This window comes from Paraburkholderia sediminicola, assembly GCF_046027355.1.
In the GTDB taxonomy this organism is placed as follows: domain Bacteria; phylum Pseudomonadota; class Gammaproteobacteria; order Burkholderiales; family Burkholderiaceae; genus Paraburkholderia; species Paraburkholderia sediminicola_B.
Map to the genome: position 1 here is coordinate 74351 of NZ_JAQQEK010000021.1, position 17873 is coordinate 92223.

Sequence of the window (17873 nt, forward strand, 5' to 3'; positions counted from 1 at the left end):
GGCCCGCCACGCAAGGCTCGCGGCATATTTCAGCGGCGCCATATCTGGCGACGCGCGCGAGCGGTGCCGAATTCGTTTCGCATCGCCAACATCCCTCCGAAGAAAGAATTCGCGCGCATCTGGAACCGGTCGAAACAGGTCGGAACGGGTGGGAACAGGTCGTAAGAACCGGCGGAAAGCGCGCTTTCCTTCGTGCATCGGCACCGCGTGGTCGGCGCGATGATTCGTCGTGCAGTACGTTGCGCCGCATGCTGAAAACAGCCTAACGCCTTGGGCCCACGGCAGGCGGCGTGAAATCGAAACCTAGCGCCACGCGAGGCTCATCATGACCGTTCCCAGCAATCTGACTTCAACCCGCTTTTCTTCTCTGGCGCCGACGCCGCCGGCGGAAAGGCCCGCAGCCGCCAACAACCCGGGCGCTACCGCGCAAACCAGGGAGTCCGCCACGCAGCCGCAGCCGTCGCTGCCTGCCGGGCTCGTCGGGCATCACGTCAATACGACAGCCTGACGTATCGAGGCCCATGTGTCGACCCCGAGAATTCTTCACCGCTTCATGCGTGTCGTTGCGTGGTTGACGCTCGGCGCGGCGCTGCTGCCCCTGGGCGGCTGCGCCGTCGCCGCGCTGCCGTGCCGGCTGACTTCGGCCACGCTGAAAATCATCCCGGTCGTCGGCCATGCCGCGGCCTCGCCGTTCGACATGTGTTCATCCGCCATCGACTGAATCATGACACTCAAACGGATTGCCTGCGCGCTGGCGTTGCTGGGCGGCGTGTTCGCGTCGAGCGCCGAAGCGCAGCCGCCCGCGCGCGATGCGAGTGCGGCGAGCGCCGCGTCGAAAGACCCTTCCGCCGATGCACGGCGGCGTTCGCAAGACGCGCCATTCGCGTTCCGTGGCATCGCGCTCGGCATCACGCTCGACGAATTCCGCGCGGGCTCGAGCGTGCGGGCGACGCCGCTCGGCAGCGTGCCGGTCTGCGAGACGGACGTGCAGGCGGGCGCGCTCGGCATGCGGCTCAAGTCGCACGACAGTCTGACGGTGGCCTGCCGCTGGGCGCATCGCGCGGACAACGGCTGGGCGGTGTCGCAAGCGGTGGTCGACGGCGCGCCGGCGCTGGAGCATGTGCTGCGCTTCGCGCGCGTGGACGGGCAAAGCGCGCTGCATCTATACGAGATTTCTTTCGTGATCGACGAGATCACCGCCGAGGACTTGCGCGACGCGCTCGCGGACCGCTACGGGCCGCCGCGTCTCGCGACGCAGAACGTGTCGGCGACGGGCGCGATGCCCACGTATGTCTGGGAAAACGCGGTGAGTTCGATCACGTTGTGCTTTCTGCCGGGCACGCGCAACGGCACGCTCACCTATCTGTTGAAGGGCTCGGATGCGTGGGTGAAGTCGGTCGTGCGGCAATGGCAGGCGAGCGGCGCGGAGGCGGGCTGATGCGCGGCAGTGAGTGTGGCCAATGAGTGTGGCCAATGAGCGCGCCAATGAATGTGGGCGTCAGGCCCGTTACGAACAAGGAGCATGCATGACTGCGCTACGTCTGACTGTCGCGCTAGGCGCGGCGGCTTGCCTTGCGGCTTGCGCGAGCCATCAGCAAAACTCGATCGTCGATACGCCGATGGCGCCGCCGCTCGCCTCGGCGCCGCTGAACGTCAACACGCAAGGCGCGATCTACCAAGCCGGCACGCCGCTGCTGCTGTACGAAACACCGCGCGCGCAACATATCGGCGACGTGCTGACGATCCGTCTGTCGGAATCGTACAGCGGCAACAACAGCGCGACCGCGGCGGCGAGCCGTTCGAGCAGCATCACTGCCGACGCGGCCGACCATTCCACCAACGCCGCCGCGCGGCTCGCGCGACTGTTCAACATCGGCTCGGCGAGCACGGAATACAAAGGTCAGGGCAATATCACTGACATTAGCGGCATGAGCGGCACGCTCGCCGTCACCGTGATCGGCACGATGTCGACCGGCAATCTCGTGGTGTCGGGCGAGAAGGTGATTGCGATGAGCGGCAACCGCGACCGGCTGCGCCTGTCGGGCATCGTCAATCCTAAGGATATCGAATCGGGCAACTACGTGGCGTCGAGCAAGGTCGCGAACGCGCGTATCGAGCAGGCCGGCGTGGGAATGGTGTCCGACTCCACGACGATGGGCTGGCTGCAGAGAATGTTCATGAGCGTGCTCACGTTCTGAGCCGGCGACGCGATGGATACCTGAGACGCAAGAGATGCATGAAGTGGGATGTCCATCGCACTTCATGCACCCGTCAGGCGCTGCGTTCGGCCGCGCCGATTTCACCGTCCGGCACGAACACGTAGCCGCGTCCCCACACGGTTTGCACATAGCGCGGCTCGGACGGATCCACTTCGATCAGCCGGCGCAAACGCCAGATCGAGACGTCCAGGCTGCGATTGCGATGCAGCTCGCTATTGCCGTGCAGTTTCTCCAGCAACTGCGCGCGCGTGAGCACGGTCATCGCGTGGCTGACGAATACCTTGAGCATGGCGAATTCGCTCGAACGCAACGTGATGCGCTCGCCGTCCCGGCGTAATTCGCGCGCCGGGAAATTCACTTCGAAACGGCCGAAACGGTACGGTGCGCGCTGCTCCGGCGCGCTCGGCGCAATCGTGCCGCGACGGCGCAGCACGGTGCGAATCCGCGCGACCAGTTCGCTCGGTTCGAAGGGCTTGCCGAGATAGTCGTCCGCGCCGAGTTCGAGGCCGATCACCCGGTCGATCGGATCGGAGCGCGCGGTCAGCAGGATCACGGGAATGTCGTCGCCGGCCACGCGCAAGGCGCGCAGCGCGCTGATGCCGTCGAGTTCCGGCATCATGATGTCGAGCACGATCAAGGCGGGACGCTCGTCCTGCAAGCGACGCTGCAGCGCCATGCCGTGCTCGAGCGTGTCGACCTTGAAGCCGCGCCCTTGCAGATAGCCGCTGACGAGCTCACGTACGACGGGGTCGTCGTCGACGACCAGAATGGATTGGTTCATTCAGGTCATCTTAGAGAACGACGCGCGCGGAGCAAAGCGCGCAACGCTTTCGAATCCTTTCCCGTGTAAGAGAAAGCAAGAGCCCGCGCGTCTAGTTCGCCTGGGAGGTCTGAGTGGTCTGCAGCGGCTGACGCGCGAAGTCGGTTCGATTGACCACCATTCGCTCGATCAGGCCGTTGAGCTTGGTCGACGCCGAAGAGAAGCGATCGGTGTTCAGGCCGCCGGTCTGATAGCGGGCTGTGACGAGAATGCGGCCGTTCTGAATCAGCGTCAGGTCGATGATCGACAGATACTGGATCGTTTCGTCGCTGAACGAGCGGCGGCCGTAATCGATCGCGGCGTTGTAGACGAGGCGCGCTTCGCAGCCGGCGGGCGAGGTGCCCGGATTGTAGACGTCCGAACGAATGCCGCGCCGGTCGAGCGCGAGCTGCAGCGCCGGCACGAAATCGCCGACCGATACGTTCTGGTTCACTTCAATGCAGACGTGACTCACCTCTGCCGGCCTGCCGTTGACGAAGGTCGGCGACGAGTAGTTCGCCGCGATCGCGTAGCCTGCCTGAATCACGGAGCCGGTGGCATCGGCAGCCTGGATCAGCGTCCACGCGCAGCCGTTCAGGCCGACCGCCAGCGTGGCGGAAACGGCGAGCCACGCGCAGGGACGCCGCAACGTGACCCACGCGGCCCGTGGGGTTCGCGTGAAAGCATATGCGCGCATGCTCGGCATGAAGGTCATGAGGCGGTGCCTGGTGGCGGTCAATGGATGCGGTGAATCACAGCCGAATCACCGCGGGTAGCTGCGATCAGGATCATGCTCAGCGCGTGACGCGCAGGCGCAGTTCGTTTTGCCCCTGCACGCTTGCCGTGACGTTCACGCGCCGCTCGGCGGTGATGACGATGAAATGCTGGCGCGTCGGCGTGTTGACGTCGTGCACGACGTTCGGGAAGCAGGCAGCGATATCGGCGCCGAATTCCTCGAGCGGATCGGTGACGACGCCATCGGCCTGCCAGTGCGCGCGCCAGTGGCAATCGTAGGCGTGCGTGTTGGCGCGGCAATCGTCGACGCTAGACGTGCCCGGCAGTTGCGCGGCGGCTTGGGTTTGCAACTGCCTGAAATCGGCGGCGTCGACGATGTGCTTGAGCGCGGGGCAAGCGTCGGCCGGCTCGTTGGGCAGATTGGCCTGAGTCGCCTGGGCTGCGTGCGCGGCGCTCGTGACGAGCAGCGCGGCGCCGAGAGCCAGCGCGAGGCGCTGGGTCAAAGGATGGGAGCGGCGATCGAATGACATGGGCGGAGAATCCGGTAGCGATGAATGACGTGGAGCAGGACGTGGTACGGCCCGCACGACTATCGTCGCCGCTGGGAGGCATTTCCAAAGCGCGGAACAGCTTGCCCGCTTCGCAAATGCTTTCGAACTCTTCTCGCGTGTTTCGGGATGTTGCGGTGTATTGCCTGGGATCGCGAAGGGATGCGGCGCAAGCCGCTGCGATCTGGCGTGGTTGGGTGAAGCGGTGAAGCGGTGAAGCGGTGCAGCGGTGCAGCGGTGCAGCGGTGCAGCGTGAGCGAGTGTTGCGGCTGAGTGGCCGCGCCTGTGGCTAGTACGGCCGGCGTGGTGCAGTTCGCCTGTCACTCACCCAAGCGTGAGACCACCGTCGACGTGAATCACCTGGCCGGTGATATGACGCGCTTCGTCGGAGAGGAGGAACGCGATCAGCGCGGCGACATCCGCGGGTTCGGCGACATGGCCGAGCGGCGTCGCTTCGGCGGCGCGCGTCCACACCGATGCATTATCGGCGCTCGGCCCGCGATCTTTACGGGTATAGCCAGGCGCCACGCAATTGACCGTCACGCCGTGCGGCGCAAGTTCAGCGGCCGCGGTTTTCGCCAACGACTCGAGCGCCGCTTTCGCGGCGGCCGTCGCGGCAAACGGCGCGTCCGCGCGATAGCGGTGCGCGACGAACGAACTGAGCGCGACTACGCGGCCGCGCTTCGAGGTTTCCAGTGCGGGCGTCGCACGTTTGACGAGCGCCGCGAACGCGGCCGGCATCGCGGCGAAGGCTGCGCTGAGCGCGTCGGGATCGAGCGCATTCAGCGTTTGGCGCTGCGCGTGTCCCGCGTTGGCGACCAGTTGATCGAGTGCGCCGAAGCTCGCCAGCGTTTGATGGATCACGTGCTCCGCGGCGCCGCGTTCGGCCAGGTCGCCGAACACCGTCGCACAGCGTGCGCCGTTCGCGCTGCAGTCGACGGCGACTTGCGCGAGCCGTTCGCGAGATTCCTGATCGGCGCCGCGTGCGTGCAACATCAAGGCCGAGCGTGGCGCAGCGATGCGTCGTGCCAGCGCGGCGCCGATGCCGGAGCCCGCGCCGGTGATCAGCACGACGCGCTCGAATCCGGCGCTGCCGGCGTCGTTCAGCGCGTCCACGTCGCTCATGCCGCTCATGCCGCGACCGCTTCGGCCGAGCGCTCGACGTCGAGCGTCTCGTCATGGAACGCAGCCAGCGACTCGCGATGCGCGACGCTGACAATCGCCGCCTTCGGCAGCCGCTCCGTGAACAGGCGATACAGACGCGCTTCATTTTCCGCGTCGAGCGCGCTGGTCGCTTCGTCGAGGAACAGATAGTCCGGCTTGTGCAGCAGCACGCGCGCGGCGGCGAGGCGTTGCTGCTCACCCGGCGACAGAATGCGGGTCCAGTGTCCCGATTCCTGCAGACGGTCCGCGTATTCCGACAGATGGCACACGACGAGCGCTTCGCGGCATTCGTCGTCCGTGTAGGTGCCGACGGCGGACGGATAGGCGAGCGCCGCTTTGAGCGTACCGATCGGCATGTAGCTCACCTGCGGGATGAACATCATGCGGGCGTTGACCGGGGCGTCGATCGAGCCGTCGCCGAACGGCCACAAGCCGGCGAGCGCGCGCATCAGCGTGCTCTTGCCCGAGCCCGACGGGCCGCGCACCAGCCAGCGGGAGCCCGGCTGAATCGCGACATCGCGAATGCGCGACAGCGGGTTGCCGTTGGGCAGGGCGAGCTTGAGACCGTCGGTGGTGAGTTTGTCTTCGTCGACGAAATGCAGATTGATGCCGCCATGCGCGGTAGCCGGCGAGACCGACTCCTTCAGATGCGGCGAATGTACGACGCGCTTGAATTCACGCAACCGGTTCACGGTAGCGCGCCATTCGACCAAGGTGCCGTAACTGTTGATGAACCACGAGAACGAATCGCTGACGGTGCCGAATGCGCTGGAGATCTGCATCAGCACGCCGAACGTGAAGGCGCCGGCGAAGTAGCGCGGCGCGGCGACCACCAGAGGGAAGATGATCGCGATCTGGCCATAGAAGCTCAGCACGAAGGTGAGCCGCTTGGTGTACTTCATCACCTGCCACCAGTTGTCGCGGATACGTCCGAACAACGAGTGCGCGTTCGTCTTCTCGGTTTCCATGCCGTTGTAGAACGCGATCTGCTCGGCATTTTCACGCAGACGGATCAGGCCGAAACGGAAATCCGCCTCCACTTTCTGCGCCTGATAATTGATCGGCACGAGCGGATGGCCGACCTTCTGGATGATCAGCGAACCGACCACGGCGTACAGCGCCGCGGCCCACACCATGTAGCCGGGAATCTCGATCGGCATGCCGCCGAGCGAGATGGTCAGCGCGCCGGCCAGCGACCACAGGATCGTGATGAACGACACCAGCGTGACGACCGTGGACAGCAGGTCGAGCGTCAGCGAGAGCGTGCTGGTGGCGAACGATTGCAGGTCGTCGCTGATCCGCTGGTCGGGGTTGTCGGCGAGGCGGTCGCGTTCGATCCGGTAGAACGCACTGTCCTTCAGCCACTCGTTCAGGTAGCGCGTGGTCAGCCACTGGCGCCAGCGGAAGCCGAGCATCTGGCGCAGATAACGGCCATACACCGCGAGAATGATGAAGCCGAACGCGAGCCCCGAGAACACCATCAGCAGGTGCGGGAAGTCGTGCACGTTCTTGGTTTGCAGCGCGTTGTAGAAGTCGGCGCTCCAGCGGTTCAGGCGCACGTTGATCCACACCACGAGCAGATTCATCACGATGATCGCGATGAGCAGGCCCCATGCCGTTTTTCGTTCTTCGGAAACCCAGTAGGGTTTGATCAGGCTCCATGCGGAGACTTTTTCGTCCGGCGGCAGCACAGGGCTGGCAGAGGTATTCGGTGTCATGAGCATCCTGAAGTAGTGCTGGCCCATTCGGGCTGACCCAACGGGGCAGGCCCGTCGGCGGGCTACCCTGCGGCGGGTTTGCGGTACATGCCCGGGCGTCGTGCTCGACGAACGCACGCCCGGGTGAGCGTCAGATTCTGGCGTGAAGCCCTTAAGCGAAAATTAATTTGCGCCGCGAGGCCCCGCGCCGGTGCCATTGCGAACATGGCGGGACGGCGTGCCGCCCGCACCGCGTTCGTGCGGCATCCTGTGCTGGCATTGTGCCAGAGCGCCGCCTTCGGCCGTATTGATAACGTGAAAGATGGTGCCGGATCAAATCGCGCGCGACGCGACCAGCCGCTGGTTTGCGGGCGCCGCGCCTTTTATGGTCTAATGACCTTCGACGAAACAGGGGTGCTTCGCGCACAGGCGGCATGGTTTTCATGGCGCAGCGGCGAGGCTGAGAGACACCCTTTGCACCCGATCCGGGTAATACCGGCGCGGGAAGTTTCCGGAAGCAGCCAGTCTTCCATTCCCCGCCGGGCAGCGTCCGTCATTGGAACGCGCATTGTCCGGCCGGCCTCACCCGCCGGTTTCGTCCTGGGTACGTGCGTTTTTTTGCCGTACGGAAAGGACTCGATGACCGCCTATTCTTCAGATATGTGTTTTGCTCTTCGTCACGCCGCCGTCGTTGGCGCGCCGTGCTGCTTTAGCTTTGTTTGCCGTCGAGAAGCGGAGTGTGTGCGATGACGCGGCCTGCACAACCCGATTTCGCCGTGCTCGGCGGTGGCCTGTGCGGGCGGCTGGTCGCGTGGCGTCTCGCCGGCCAGGGGCATCGCGTGGCGCTCTATGAACGTGGCGATGCCGCCGGTTCGCAATCCGCCGCGTGGGTCGCCGCGGCCATGCTGGCGCCGCTCGCGGAAGCCGCCAGCGCCGAATTGCTGATCACGCGCCTCGGCGCGAGTTCGCTCGAAACGTGGCCGCAAGTGCTGGCCGAGCTTCCGGAACCGGTGTTCTTTCAGCGCAATGGCACGCTGGTCGTCTGGCATCACGCGGATCGCACCGAAGCACCGCTGTTCGAGCGCCGGGTGCGTTCGAATGCTCCGGCTGAGTTGCTGGACGGCGGCTTCGTGACGCTCGCGGGCGCGCAACTCGGCGCCGCCGAGCCTGCGTTGGCGGGCCGCTTCAATCAGGGCTGGCTGTTGCCGCGTGAAGGGCAGCTGGATAACCGTCAGGTGCTGACCGCGCTGGCCGCGGGCCTCGCGCAACGCGGCGTCGAAACGCACTGGAATACTGCGGTCGACGATCATGCGCTGCCGCCCGCCCGCATTACGATCGACTGCCGCGGCCTCGGCGCGAAGCCCGTGCTGCCCACGTTGCGGGGCATTCGCGGCGAAGTGGCGCGCGTGCATGCGCCCGGTATCAAGCTGACACGGCCGGTGCGGCTGCTGCATCCACGCTATCCGCTCTACATCGCGCCGAAGCAGGACGATCTCTACGTGATCGGCGCCACCGAAGTCGAAGGCGAGGACATGTCGCCGGTCAGCGTGCGCTCGGCGCTCGAACTGCTGAGCGCGGCGTTTTCCGTGCATCCCGGCTTCGGCGAGGCACGCATCCTCGAACTGAATTCGCAGTGCCGCCCAACTTTGCCGGACCACCGTCCGGCCTTGCTGTGGGACGGCGCGCAGACATTGCGCGTGAACGGCCTGTACCGGCACGGCTACATGATCGTGCCCGAAGTCGCCGACGAAGCCGTGCGCTTCGCCGCGGCGCTGCTCGACGGTCGCATCGGCGACGCCGATGCCTTCGCCGACTGGCAGCGCAATGCGCGCTGGAGCGAACTTTTTCAACTGGATTCCGCGCGGGAGCCGGCATGAGCGTTGCGCGAATGGTCTTTACCCAAACGAGCGCGACACGCCACACCGCTTTCGCCATCGACTGAAACGTATTCGAACACCATGGACATTCATATCAATCAGAAGCCGTTGTCGCTGCCCGAAGGCGCGACTGTCGCCGACGCGCTCACCGCGTTCGGCGCGCGTCCGCCGTTCGCGGTCGCGCTGAACGGTGACTTCGTGGCGCGCACCCAGCATGCGGCGCGCGCGCTGCGGGCGGGCGACAAGCTCGACGTCGTGCAACCCGTGGCCGGCGGCTGAGCGCCCGCCACGCCTTGCCGGAGACCCAAAGGATTATGCAAATGACTGCCCCCCAAACCGCCGACGCGCTCACGCTCTACGGCCAGACCTTCGCGAGCCGCGTGCTGCTTGGCACCTCGCGCTATCCGTCGCTGCAATCGCTGTCCGATTCGATCGACGCGGCACGGCCCGGCATGGTGACCGTCGCGCTGCGCCGGCAGATGAACGAAGGCGGCGCGGAAGCCGGCTTCTTCGACCTGCTCAAGCGCCACGGCGTGCCGCTCCTGCCGAACACGGCCGGCTGCCTGACGGTCGGCGAGGCGGTGACGACCGCGCATATGGCGCGCGAAATCTTCGAAACCGAGTGGATCAAGCTCGAACTGATCGGCGACGACTACACGCTGCAGCCCGACCCGGTCGGCCTGATCGAAGCGGCCGCGCAACTGGTCAAAGACGGCTTCAAGGTGCTGCCGTATTGCACCGAAGACCTGGTGATTGGCCGCCGTCTGCTGGACGCCGGTTGTGAAGCGCTGATGCCGTGGGGCGCGCCGATCGGCACCGGCAAGGGCGTGATCAATCCATACGGCCTACGTGTGCTGCGCGAACGGCTGCCGGACGTGCCGTTGATCGTCGACGCCGGGCTCGGTGTGCCGTCGCACGCGGCGCAGGTCATGGAATGGGGTTTCGACGGCGTGTTGCTGAACACGGCCGTGTCGCAGGCCACCCACCCCGACGCGATGGCGCGAGCCTTCGCGCTGGGCGTCGAAGCGGGCCGCCAGGCTTTTCTGGCGGGGCCGATGGCCGAGCGCGAAAGCGCGCACGCGAGCACGCCGGTGGTCGGCATGCCGTTCTGGCATCAAGACGGGAGCGCCGCATGACGCAGACTTTGAGCTTGAAAGACCGCGACCTGTTCTGGCCGCCCGCCGATGAACTCACCGAAGCCGCCGAGCGCATCCGCGCCCGGTTGGGCGACTGGCCGCCGACGCATGCGCCGTGGCGCATCTGCCTGACCGCGCCGGACGAACCGAACGGCGGCGATCTGATCGTGATCGCCGACGCGCAGCAGCATGGCGAGCAGGTGGCGCGCTGGCTGGTGCGGGGCGCCGGCGTGATCGAAGCCGCCGAGGACAAAGCCACGCTGCATCTGGGCGGCGAAAAATACCGCCTGGAAGGCCATCTGGCGGAAGACTGGATTGCCGCGCTGGCTGCTTTCCTCGACTGCGGCTTCGACCCGCATGACGCGCTGGTGCTGGCGCTGGCTTGGCGCGACGGCGACGAAACCCGTGCCGACGACGCCTTTCCCGCTGATCTCGGCCATTTCCCACGTCTCGCCGGCTTGCCCGACGCGCCGGCGCAGGCGTTCGCGCGCTGTCCGGACCGGCTCGGCCTCTATCCGGTGCTGCCGACGGCGGAATGGGTCGAGCGAGTGGTGGGCTTCGGCGTGAAGACCGTGCAGTTGCGCCGCAAATCGGCCGAACCCGCCGACGAGCTGAAGCGCGAAATCGCCCGCTGCGTGGCAGTCGGCCGCACACACGACGCCCAGGTGTTCATCAACGATCACTGGCAGGCCGCGCTCGAAGCCGGCGCATACGGCGTCCACCTCGGTCAGGAAGACGTCCATACGGCTGACCTTGCGGCGCTGGCAGCCGGAGGGGTCCGGCTCGGGCTGTCGACCCACGGTTTCTACGAGATTCTGAAAGCGCTGCATTTCCGGCCGAGCTACATTGCACTGGGCGCGGTGTTTCCGACCACCACCAAGGTCATGCCGACCGCGCCGCAGGGTCTCAAGCGGCTAGCCCGCTACGTGCGGCTGCTCGACGGGGTCGTGCCGCTGGTGGCGATCGGCGGGATCGATCTGCAGGTGCTGCCCGACGTGCTGGCGACGGGTGTCGGCTGCGCGGCCGTGGTGCGGGCGGTGACGGAAGCGGCGGATCCTGCCTCCGCCGTTTCTGCACTGCAACAAGCGTTTACGCAATAATCGTCATGATTGGTTAAGGGACAGGGCACCCTCGAGGCAACTTTTGCACGGTGGCCCTATAATTCGGCCTTCCGTGTAAAAGGACTGTCAGTTTCGTGTCTTCCTCCCCCGAGACCTTACTCGAGCTGCGCGACGTCGACTTCGGTTATGGCGACCGGCTCGTCCTGTCGAACCTGAATCTGCGCTTCAAGCGCGGCCAGGTGGTCGCGGTCATGGGCGGGTCGGGCTGCGGCAAGACCACGGTGCTGCGTCTGATCGGCGGCCTGGTGCGCGCGCAGCGCGGCCAGGTTCTGTTCCAGGGCCAGGACATCGGCCGGCAAACGCGTGACGGCCTGTACGCGCTGCGCCGCAAGATGGGCATGCTGTTCCAGTTCGGCGCGCTGTTCACCGACATGTCCGTGTTCGAGAACGTCGCCTTCGCGCTGCGTGAACACACCGACCTTCCCGAAGAACTGATCCGCGACCTCGTACTGATGAAGCTCAACGCGGTCGGTCTGCGCGGCGCGCGCGACCTGGCGCCGTCGGAGATCTCGGGCGGCATGGCGCGGCGCGTGGCGCTGGCGCGCGCCATCGCGCTCGATCCCGACCTGATGATGTACGACGAGCCGTTCGCCGGTCTCGATCCGATTTCGCTCGGCATCACGGCGAACCTGATTCGCGCGCTCAATCAGGCGCTCGGCGCCACCTCGATCCTCGTCACGCACGACGTGCCGGAATCGTTCGCCATCGCCGATTACGTCTACTTCCTTGCCAACGGCGGGGTTCACGCCGAAGGCACGCCCGCCGAACTGCGCGCGTCGACCGATCCCACCGTGCGCCAGTTCATCGACGGCGCGCCGGACGGCCCCTTCAAATTTCACTATCCCAGCAAGACGCCGCTCGCGGCGGACTTCGGCATCGGCGGAGGTCAGTCATGATCAGTGCGATCGGCCGCTCGGTGATCGACGGGCTGGACACCGCCGGCTACGCCACGCGTTTTTTCTTCCGGCTGCTGCTCGAATTTTTCCCGTTGTTGCGCCGTCCGCGTCTTGTCACGAAGCAGATCCACTTCGTAGGTAACTATTCGCTGGTGATCATCGCCGTGTCGGGCCTGTTCGTCGGCTTCGTGCTCGGCCTGCAGGGCTACTACACGCTGAACCGGTACGGTTCCGAGCAGGCGCTCGGCCTGCTGGTCGCGCTGTCGCTCGTGCGCGAACTCGGCCCGGTGGTCACGGCGCTGTTGTTCGCCGGGCGCGCCGGGACGTCGCTAACCGCCGAGATCGGCTTGATGAAGGCAGGCGAGCAACTGACCGCAATGGAAATGATGGCCGTCGACCCGGTCAAGGTGGTGGTCGCGCCGCGCCTGTGGGCGGGCATTATTTCCATGCCGATCCTCGCCGCGATTTTCAGCGCGGTCGGCGTGTTCGGTGGTTATGTGGTGGGCGTGCTGCTGATCGGCGTCGATGCCGGCGCGTTCTGGTCGCAGATGCAAGGCGGCGTCGATGTCTGGCGCGACGTCGGCGCCGGGGTCGTCAAGAGTGTGGTGTTCGGCCTCGCGGTGACGTTCGTTGCGCTGTTTCAAGGCTATGAAGCCAAGCCGACGCCGGAAGGCGTGTCGCGCGCCACGACCAAGACGGTCGTGTACGCGTCGCTTGCGGTGCTCGGCCTCGATTTTCTGCTGACCGCACTGATGTTCAGCTAAGACTGCGCTGCACGTTTTCGGTCGGCGGCGCGTCACGGGACGCGCGCGGCGGGAAGTATCGGCGGCGTGGCGGATTCACTTTGGGATGACGATGAAAAAGACTGCTGCTCTCGACTTCTGGGTCGGCCTGTTCGTGGTGCTGGGTTTCGTGGCGTTGCTGTTTCTCGCGCTGAAGGCCGGCAACATGAGCTCGTTGTCGTTCCAGGCAACCTATCCGGTCAAGCTCAAGTTCGACAATATCGGTGGCCTGAAGGCGCGCGCGCCCGTGAAGAGCGCGGGTGTGACGGTTGGCCGCGTCGATTCGATCGGCTTCGACAGCAATTCGTACCAGGCCGTCGTCACGATCGACCTCGACAAGCAGTACCAGTTTCCGAAAGACACCTCGGCGAAGATCCTGACCTCGGGTCTGCTCGGCGAGCAATACATCGGGCTCGAACCCGGCGGCGACAGCGAAATGCTCAAGGCGGGCGACACCATCTCCATGACGCAATCGGCGATCGTGCTGGAAAACCTCATCGGCCAATTTCTGTACAGCAAGGCCGCGGATTCGGGTGCGTCCAAACCTGGCGCGGCGACGGGCACGCCCGCGCCCGCAGCGGCGCCGGCGGCGTCGAGCCTGCCCGCCTCCGGCGCGGCGGCTCAATAAGGAGAACCAGAATGCAGACCACACGCATCAGCGGCGCGCGCGCCTTCCAGGCCGGTAAGCTGGCGGTAGCCGCAGCGCTGCTCGCCGGCTGTTCGACGGTGCAGACGCCGACCCCGGGTGACCCGCTCGAAGGTTTGAACCGCACCATCTTCACCGTCAACGACAAGCTCGATCAGTACGCGCTCAAGCCGGTCGCGAAGGGCTACGTGTTCATCACGCCGCAGCCGGTGCGCGACAGCGTGACGAACTTCTTCTCGAACATCGGCGACGTCTACATTGCGGCAAACAACCTGCTGCAGTTGAAGATCACCGACGGTGTCGAAGACATCATGCGGATCGTGATCAACACCGTGTTCGGCGTTGGCGGTCTGTTCGACGTGGCGACGCTCGCCAAGCTGCCCAAGCACGACAACGACCTGGGTCTGACGCTCGGCCACTACGGCGTGCCGGCGGGTCCGTATCTCGTGCTGCCGCTGTTCGGGCCGAGCACCGTGCGCGACGCGGTTGGCTCGATCGGCAATTACTATGTGAATCCGCTCAGCTATATTCATCCGGATGGTCTGAGCTGGGCGCTGTACGGCCTGAACATCGTCAACACGCGCGCGAATCTGCTGAACGCGGGCGACGTGCTGGAAGGCGCCGCGCTCGATAAATATTCGTTCGTGCGTAGCGCGTATTTGCAACGCCGTCAGTATCTGCTGTCGGATGGCAAGCAATCGCAGGCTCTGCCCAACTACGGCGACGAAGCGCCGCTGCCGAAGTACGACGACGTCGACAGTGGCGCGGCGGGCACGCAGGGTGCCGCTGCCGCGAAGGCGGCGCCGGCGTCGGGTACCACCGCGGCAACGCCGCCGCAAGCGGCGTCGGGCACGGCGGCTGCGCCCGAGGCTGCTTCAGGCAGCTCCGAAACGCCGCCGCTCGACCTGAACGGCGGCCCTGAAACGACGCAGATCCCGGCCGGTCAACTGGTTCCGCCCACGCGTTTCAACTTTCCGTCATTCAAATTGCGTTGATCGTGCGGCCGTAACAGATCGATACGACTCTCGCAGTTTGCGCATGGATTGCTGCTGAACTCGCGTGTTAATGTCGGCTCAAACGGTTGCACTATTTTTAAGGCAAGGCTCCAAATGAAAAAATTCTTCCTGATTCCGCTGTTCGCCGCGCTGTTCTCGTTTGCCAGTGCCGGTGCATCGGCACAAACGGTCGACACCAATTCGCCCGACGGCATGATCAAGACGATCACCCAGCAGGTGATCGACGCAATTCGTGCAGACAAGTCGATCCAGCAAGGCGACATCTCGCATATCACCAAGCTGGTCAACGAAAAGATCCTGCCGTACACCGATTTCCGCCGCACGACGCAACTGGCGATGGGCCGCAACTGGCGCACCGCGACGCCGGAGCAGCAAAACGCGGTGGTCGAGCAGTTCAAGATGCTGCTGATCCGTACGTACTCGGGCGCGCTGGCTCAAGTGCGCGATCAGCAGATCCAGTACAAGCCGTTCCGCATGAACCCGGACGACACCGACACCGTGGTGCGCTCGGTGGTGATGAACAACGGCTCGCCGATCGAACTCGACTACCGTCTGTACAAGACGCCGCAAGGCTGGCGCGTGTATGACATCAACGTGCTCGGCGCATGGCTGATCCAGGCGTACCAGCAGCAGTTCAACGAGCAGATCCAGCAGAAGGGCGTGGACGGACTGATCCAGTTCCTCACGCAGCGCAACCAGCAACTCGCCGCGGGCAAGCAGTCGTGAGCGAAGTGCTGAGCCCCGTCGTCAGCCGCTTCGAGAGCGGCGCGACGCTGACCCACGCGAGCGCGAATGCCGCGCTCGCGGCGGGTTTGCAGCGTATCGCGGCGGGCGCGAACGGCGTGGACTGCGCACCGCTCACGCAATTCGATTCGTCCGCGCTGGCCGTCCTCCTCGCGTGGCAGCGTGCCGCCCAGGCACGCGGCGCCGCGTTCGAGATCGTCAATCTGCCGGCTGGTCTCGCCAGCCTTGCGCAAGCCTACGGCGTCGATACCCTCATCGGCGCGCGACATTGACGCTCTAACGCGTCGCCTCCGAACACCTCCTACTGAGATAGGGCCACGGATTTTTGCCCTATAATCAAACGTTTTTTGGGGCACATAACCGGCCCCAATTCCGTTCCTTCCAGCATTTGTGCGCCCTCTCTGGGCCCCTTTAGGCGCCGCGACGCACGCGGCCCACAGTCATGTCAGCCATAGAAATTCGTAACGTCAAGAAGCGCTACAAGGATTTGCAGGCGCTCAAGGGCGTCAGCCTCACAGTTGAAGAAGGCGAGTTCTTCGGACTGCTCGGTCCGAACGGCGCGGGCAAGACGACGCTCATCAGCATCCTCGCCGGGCTCGCGCGCGCCGATGAAGGCAGCATCGCGGTGCGCGGCCACGACGTCGTCAGCGATTTCCGCGACGCACGCCGCGCGCTCGGCGTGGTGCCGCAGGAACTGGTGTTCGATCCGTTCTTCACGGTCCGCGAAACCTTGCGCATCCAGTCTGGCTACTACGGGCTGCGCAACAACGACGCGTGGATCGACGAGATCATGGCCAATCTCGACCTGACCGACAAAGCCGACGCCAACATGCGCGCGCTGTCGGGCGGCATGAAGCGCCGCGTGCTGGTCGCGCAGGCGCTGGTGCACCGGCCGCCGGTGATCGTGCTCGACGAGCCGACTGCGGGCGTCGACGTCGAATTGCGGCAAACGCTGTGGAAATTCATTTCGCGCCTGAACCGCGAAGGCCACACCATCGTGCTGACCACGCACTACCTGGAAGAAGCGGAATCGCTGTGCGACCGCATCGCGATGCTGCGGCGCGGCGAAGTCGTGGCGCTCGAGCGCACCAGCACGCTGCTGCAACGCTTTGCCGGCATGCAGCTGTTCCTGCGTTTCGCGCAAGGCGTATTACCGGCTGAACTGCGTCCGCTCGAAGTGGACAGCGGCACGGGCAACGGCAATGGCCGCCAACATCTGCTGCGTCTAACGAGCTACGACGACGTGGAAAAAATTCTCGCGCAGTGCCGCGCAGCGGGCTGCACATTCGAAGAAATCGAGGTCCGCAAAGCCGACCTCGAAGATGTGTTCGTTCAGGTGATGAACGGTCCGGAAGTGATCGAGGGGCTTGCATGAGCGGTTTCCGTACGCTGTTTTATAAAGAGCTCCTGCGTTTCTGGAAGGTGGCGTTCCAGACCGTGCTGGCGCCGGTCATCACGGCGCTCCTGTATCTGACGATTTTTGGCCACGCCCTGCGCGGCCATGTGCAGGTTTATCCGGGCGTCGAATACACGAGTTTTCTGATTCCGGGTCTCGTGATGATGAGCGTGTTGCAAAATGCGTTTGCCAATAGCTCGTCCTCGCTGATCCAGTCGAAGATCACCGGCAATCTGGTGTTCGTGTTGCTGCCGCCGCTGTCGCACTATGAGATGTTCGGCGCCTATGTGCTCGCGGCCGTGGCGCGCGGGCTGGCGGTCGGCTTCGGCGTATTCATCGTGACGATCTGGTTCGTGCCGGTCAGTTTCACCGCGCCGTTCTACATCATTGCGTTCGCGATTTTCGGCGCGGCGATTCTCGGCACGCTCGGTTTGATCGCCGGTATCTGGGCCGACAAATTCGATCAGCTTGCGGCGTTTCAAAACTTTCTGATCATGCCGCTCACGTTCCTCTCGGGCGTGTTCTACTCCACTCACACGCTGCCGCCGGTGTGGCGTGAAGTGTCGCGGCTGAATCCTTTTTTCTACATGATCGACGGCTTTCGCTACGGTTTCTTCGGGATGTCGGATATCAATCCGCTCGCGAGCCTTGCGATCGTTGCCGGTTTCTTCGTGGTGCTGGCCGTGGTGGCGATGCGCATGCTCGCTTCCGGCTACAAACTGCGCCACTGATCAGGAGCTTCTCTCATGTTGCCGACTCCCGAACAGGTCAAGCAATACATCGCGGCTGGGCTCGCCTGCCAGCATCTCGAAGTCGAAGGCGACGGCCAGCATTTCTTTGCGACCATCGTTTCGCCGAGCTTCGAAGGCAAGCGTCTGATCCAGCGACATCAACTCGTGTATGCGGCGCTCGGCGACCGCATGCGCGAAGAAATCCACGCGCTCAGCATGAAGACGCTGACGCCCGCCGAATGGCAGAACGCGTAATCTGGAAATTTAGTGCGAATTACTCAAGAAGGGCGCGACGCCGGTAGCGGCGCGTCGAACACAGTCAAAGCAGCCCCGGCCGAAGTCCGGGTCAATCAGGAACTGACAGGC

22 protein-coding genes and 1 riboswitch are annotated in these 17873 nt (G+C 64.8%); of the genes, 17 read left to right on the forward strand and 5 right to left on the reverse strand.

The features are described from left to right. Positions 1 to 325 precede the first annotated feature (325 nt). The 4 genes from PQR42_RS29980 to PQR42_RS29995 all read left to right on the forward strand — a co-directional run bounded on the left by PQR42_RS29980 (position 326) and on the right by PQR42_RS29995 (position 2198). Complete coding sequence (locus tag PQR42_RS29980; protein WP_408215275.1) at positions 326 to 508, forward strand: hypothetical protein; 183 nt, start codon at positions 326 to 328, stop codon at positions 506 to 508. A 45-nt stretch (positions 509 to 553) separates the two neighbouring features. Continuing rightward, a complete protein-coding gene (locus tag PQR42_RS29985; protein WP_308706150.1) occupies positions 554 to 721 on the forward strand; it encodes a DUF6726 family protein in 168 nt (55 codons plus the stop codon). A gap of 3 nt (positions 722 to 724) precedes the next feature. After that, a complete protein-coding gene (locus PQR42_RS29990; protein ID WP_408388728.1) occupies positions 725 to 1438 on the forward strand; it encodes a hypothetical protein in 714 nt (237 codons plus the stop codon). Between the two features lie 88 nt (positions 1439 to 1526). Further along, a complete protein-coding gene (locus PQR42_RS29995; RefSeq protein ID WP_408215280.1) occupies positions 1527 to 2198 on the forward strand; it encodes a flagellar basal body L-ring protein FlgH in 672 nt (223 codons plus the stop codon). Positions 2199 to 2271: 73 nt separating this feature from the next. On the opposite strand, the gene PQR42_RS30000 is transcribed toward PQR42_RS29995, so the two are convergent. From PQR42_RS30000 to PQR42_RS30020, 5 genes are all read right to left on the reverse strand, one after another. After that, positions 2272 to 3000, reverse strand: a complete 729-nt coding sequence (locus PQR42_RS30000) for a response regulator (protein WP_408234964.1) — start codon at positions 2998 to 3000, stop codon at positions 2272 to 2274. A 91-nt stretch (positions 3001 to 3091) separates the two neighbouring features. Next, a complete protein-coding gene (locus PQR42_RS30005; RefSeq protein ID WP_408494349.1) occupies positions 3092 to 3733 on the reverse strand; it encodes a hypothetical protein in 642 nt (213 codons plus the stop codon). Between the two features lie 79 nt (positions 3734 to 3812). After that, positions 3813 to 4283 (reverse strand): hypothetical protein, encoded by a 471-nt coding sequence (locus PQR42_RS30010; protein ID WP_408388733.1) that lies wholly within the window; start codon positions 4281 to 4283, stop codon positions 3813 to 3815. A gap of 342 nt (positions 4284 to 4625) precedes the next feature. After that, positions 4626 to 5426, reverse strand: a complete 801-nt coding sequence (locus tag PQR42_RS30015; protein WP_408388735.1) for an SDR family NAD(P)-dependent oxidoreductase — start codon at positions 5424 to 5426, stop codon at positions 4626 to 4628. Positions 5427 to 5431: 5 nt separating this feature from the next. After that, positions 5432 to 7183 carry an ABC transporter ATP-binding protein/permease gene (locus PQR42_RS30020; RefSeq protein ID WP_408494351.1) on the reverse strand — a complete coding sequence of 584 codons (1752 nt, stop codon included), beginning with the start codon at positions 7181 to 7183 and terminating at the stop codon, positions 5432 to 5434. A 379-nt stretch (positions 7184 to 7562) separates the two neighbouring features. Then, positions 7563 to 7686, forward strand: a riboswitch (TPP riboswitch). A 222-nt stretch (positions 7687 to 7908) separates the two neighbouring features. On the opposite strand from PQR42_RS30020, the gene PQR42_RS30025 reads away from it, so the two are divergent. The 13 genes from PQR42_RS30025 to PQR42_RS30085 all read left to right on the forward strand — a co-directional run bounded on the left by PQR42_RS30025 (position 7909) and on the right by PQR42_RS30085 (position 17762). After that, positions 7909 to 9039, forward strand: coding sequence for an FAD-dependent oxidoreductase (locus PQR42_RS30025; protein ID WP_408215294.1), 1131 nt, complete (start codon positions 7909 to 7911; stop codon positions 9037 to 9039). A gap of 81 nt (positions 9040 to 9120) precedes the next feature. Then, positions 9121 to 9318 (forward strand): sulfur carrier protein ThiS, encoded by a 198-nt coding sequence (gene thiS / locus PQR42_RS30030; protein ID WP_310813708.1) that lies wholly within the window; start codon positions 9121 to 9123, stop codon positions 9316 to 9318. A gap of 41 nt (positions 9319 to 9359) precedes the next feature. After that, positions 9360 to 10175, forward strand: coding sequence for a thiazole synthase (locus PQR42_RS30035; protein WP_408215298.1), 816 nt, complete (start codon positions 9360 to 9362; stop codon positions 10173 to 10175). Continuing rightward, positions 10172 to 11275, forward strand: coding sequence for a thiamine phosphate synthase (gene thiE, locus PQR42_RS30040; protein ID WP_408215301.1), 1104 nt, complete (start codon positions 10172 to 10174; stop codon positions 11273 to 11275). The genes PQR42_RS30035 and thiE overlap by 4 nt, the downstream gene beginning before the upstream one ends. Positions 11276 to 11370: 95 nt before the next feature. Then, entirely contained in the window at positions 11371 to 12192 is an 822-nt protein-coding gene (locus PQR42_RS30045) for an ABC transporter ATP-binding protein (RefSeq protein WP_408388739.1), read from the forward strand. Beyond that, the gene (gene mlaE, locus PQR42_RS30050) at positions 12189 to 12956 is read left to right on the forward strand and encodes a lipid asymmetry maintenance ABC transporter permease subunit MlaE (protein ID WP_408215307.1); all 768 of its coding nucleotides are present in this window, start codon (positions 12189 to 12191) and stop codon (positions 12954 to 12956) included. Before PQR42_RS30045 ends, mlaE begins: the two co-directional genes overlap by 4 nt. 91 nt (positions 12957 to 13047) lie before the next feature. Continuing rightward, positions 13048 to 13602, forward strand: a complete 555-nt coding sequence (mlaD, locus tag PQR42_RS30055) for an outer membrane lipid asymmetry maintenance protein MlaD (protein ID WP_408215310.1) — start codon at positions 13048 to 13050, stop codon at positions 13600 to 13602. 11 nt (positions 13603 to 13613) lie between these two features. Then, complete coding sequence (locus tag PQR42_RS30060; RefSeq protein WP_408215313.1) at positions 13614 to 14615, forward strand: MlaA family lipoprotein; 1002 nt, start codon at positions 13614 to 13616, stop codon at positions 14613 to 14615. A gap of 114 nt (positions 14616 to 14729) precedes the next feature. Beyond that, a complete protein-coding gene (locus tag PQR42_RS30065; protein ID WP_408215316.1) occupies positions 14730 to 15362 on the forward strand; it encodes an MlaC/ttg2D family ABC transporter substrate-binding protein in 633 nt (210 codons plus the stop codon). Further along, on the forward strand, positions 15359 to 15652 hold the full coding sequence (locus PQR42_RS30070; protein ID WP_408388741.1) for an STAS domain-containing protein: 294 nt from the start codon (positions 15359 to 15361) through the stop codon (positions 15650 to 15652). The genes PQR42_RS30065 and PQR42_RS30070 overlap by 4 nt, the downstream gene beginning before the upstream one ends. A 170-nt stretch (positions 15653 to 15822) precedes the next feature. Further along, positions 15823 to 16755, forward strand: coding sequence for an ABC transporter ATP-binding protein (locus tag PQR42_RS30075; protein ID WP_408215322.1), 933 nt, complete (start codon positions 15823 to 15825; stop codon positions 16753 to 16755). After that, positions 16752 to 17507, forward strand: coding sequence for an ABC transporter permease (locus tag PQR42_RS30080; RefSeq protein ID WP_408215325.1), 756 nt, complete (start codon positions 16752 to 16754; stop codon positions 17505 to 17507). Before PQR42_RS30075 ends, PQR42_RS30080 begins: the two co-directional genes overlap by 4 nt. Before the next feature lie 15 nt (positions 17508 to 17522). Continuing rightward, on the forward strand, positions 17523 to 17762 hold the full coding sequence (locus PQR42_RS30085) for a BolA family protein (protein ID WP_006052280.1): 240 nt from the start codon (positions 17523 to 17525) through the stop codon (positions 17760 to 17762). Positions 17763 to 17873: the final 111 nt, after the last annotated feature.

Bases quoted from the DNA above. Each gene is read 5' to 3' on its own strand.
- PQR42_RS30010 (WP_408388733.1), bottom strand. From the start codon at position 4,283: ATGTCATTCGATCGCCGCTCCCATCCTTTGACCCAGCGCCTCGCGCTG.
- PQR42_RS30060 (WP_408215313.1), top strand. From the start codon at position 13,614: ATGCAGACCACACGCATCAGCGGCGCGCGCGCCTTCCAGGCCGGTAAG.
- PQR42_RS30080 (WP_408215325.1), top strand. From the start codon at position 16,752: ATGAGCGGTTTCCGTACGCTGTTTTATAAAGAGCTCCTGCGTTTCTGG.
- thiS (WP_310813708.1), top strand. From the start codon at position 9,121: ATGGACATTCATATCAATCAGAAGCCGTTGTCGCTGCCCGAAGGCGCG.
- PQR42_RS30020 (WP_408494351.1), bottom strand. From the start codon at position 7,183: ATGACACCGAATACCTCTGCCAGCCCTGTGCTGCCGCCGGACGAAAAA.
- PQR42_RS30015 (WP_408388735.1), bottom strand. From the start codon at position 5,426: ATGAGCGACGTGGACGCGCTGAACGACGCCGGCAGCGCCGGATTCGAG.
- PQR42_RS29980 (WP_408215275.1), top strand. From the start codon at position 326: ATGACCGTTCCCAGCAATCTGACTTCAACCCGCTTTTCTTCTCTGGCG.
- PQR42_RS30000 (WP_408234964.1), bottom strand. From the start codon at position 3,000: ATGAACCAATCCATTCTGGTCGTCGACGACGACCCCGTCGTACGTGAG.
- mlaE (WP_408215307.1), top strand. From the start codon at position 12,189: ATGATCAGTGCGATCGGCCGCTCGGTGATCGACGGGCTGGACACCGCC.
- PQR42_RS30075 (WP_408215322.1), top strand. From the start codon at position 15,823: ATGTCAGCCATAGAAATTCGTAACGTCAAGAAGCGCTACAAGGATTTG.
- thiE (WP_408215301.1), top strand. From the start codon at position 10,172: ATGACGCAGACTTTGAGCTTGAAAGACCGCGACCTGTTCTGGCCGCCC.
- PQR42_RS29985 (WP_308706150.1), top strand. From the start codon at position 554: ATGCGTGTCGTTGCGTGGTTGACGCTCGGCGCGGCGCTGCTGCCCCTG.
- PQR42_RS30085 (WP_006052280.1), top strand. From the start codon at position 17,523: ATGTTGCCGACTCCCGAACAGGTCAAGCAATACATCGCGGCTGGGCTC.
- PQR42_RS30025 (WP_408215294.1), top strand. From the start codon at position 7,909: ATGACGCGGCCTGCACAACCCGATTTCGCCGTGCTCGGCGGTGGCCTG.
- PQR42_RS30065 (WP_408215316.1), top strand. From the start codon at position 14,730: ATGAAAAAATTCTTCCTGATTCCGCTGTTCGCCGCGCTGTTCTCGTTT.
- PQR42_RS29990 (WP_408388728.1), top strand. From the start codon at position 725: ATGACACTCAAACGGATTGCCTGCGCGCTGGCGTTGCTGGGCGGCGTG.
- PQR42_RS30005 (WP_408494349.1), bottom strand. From the start codon at position 3,733: ATGACCTTCATGCCGAGCATGCGCGCATATGCTTTCACGCGAACCCCA.
- mlaD (WP_408215310.1), top strand. From the start codon at position 13,048: ATGAAAAAGACTGCTGCTCTCGACTTCTGGGTCGGCCTGTTCGTGGTG.
- PQR42_RS29995 (WP_408215280.1), top strand. From the start codon at position 1,527: ATGACTGCGCTACGTCTGACTGTCGCGCTAGGCGCGGCGGCTTGCCTT.
- PQR42_RS30035 (WP_408215298.1), top strand. From the start codon at position 9,360: ATGACTGCCCCCCAAACCGCCGACGCGCTCACGCTCTACGGCCAGACC.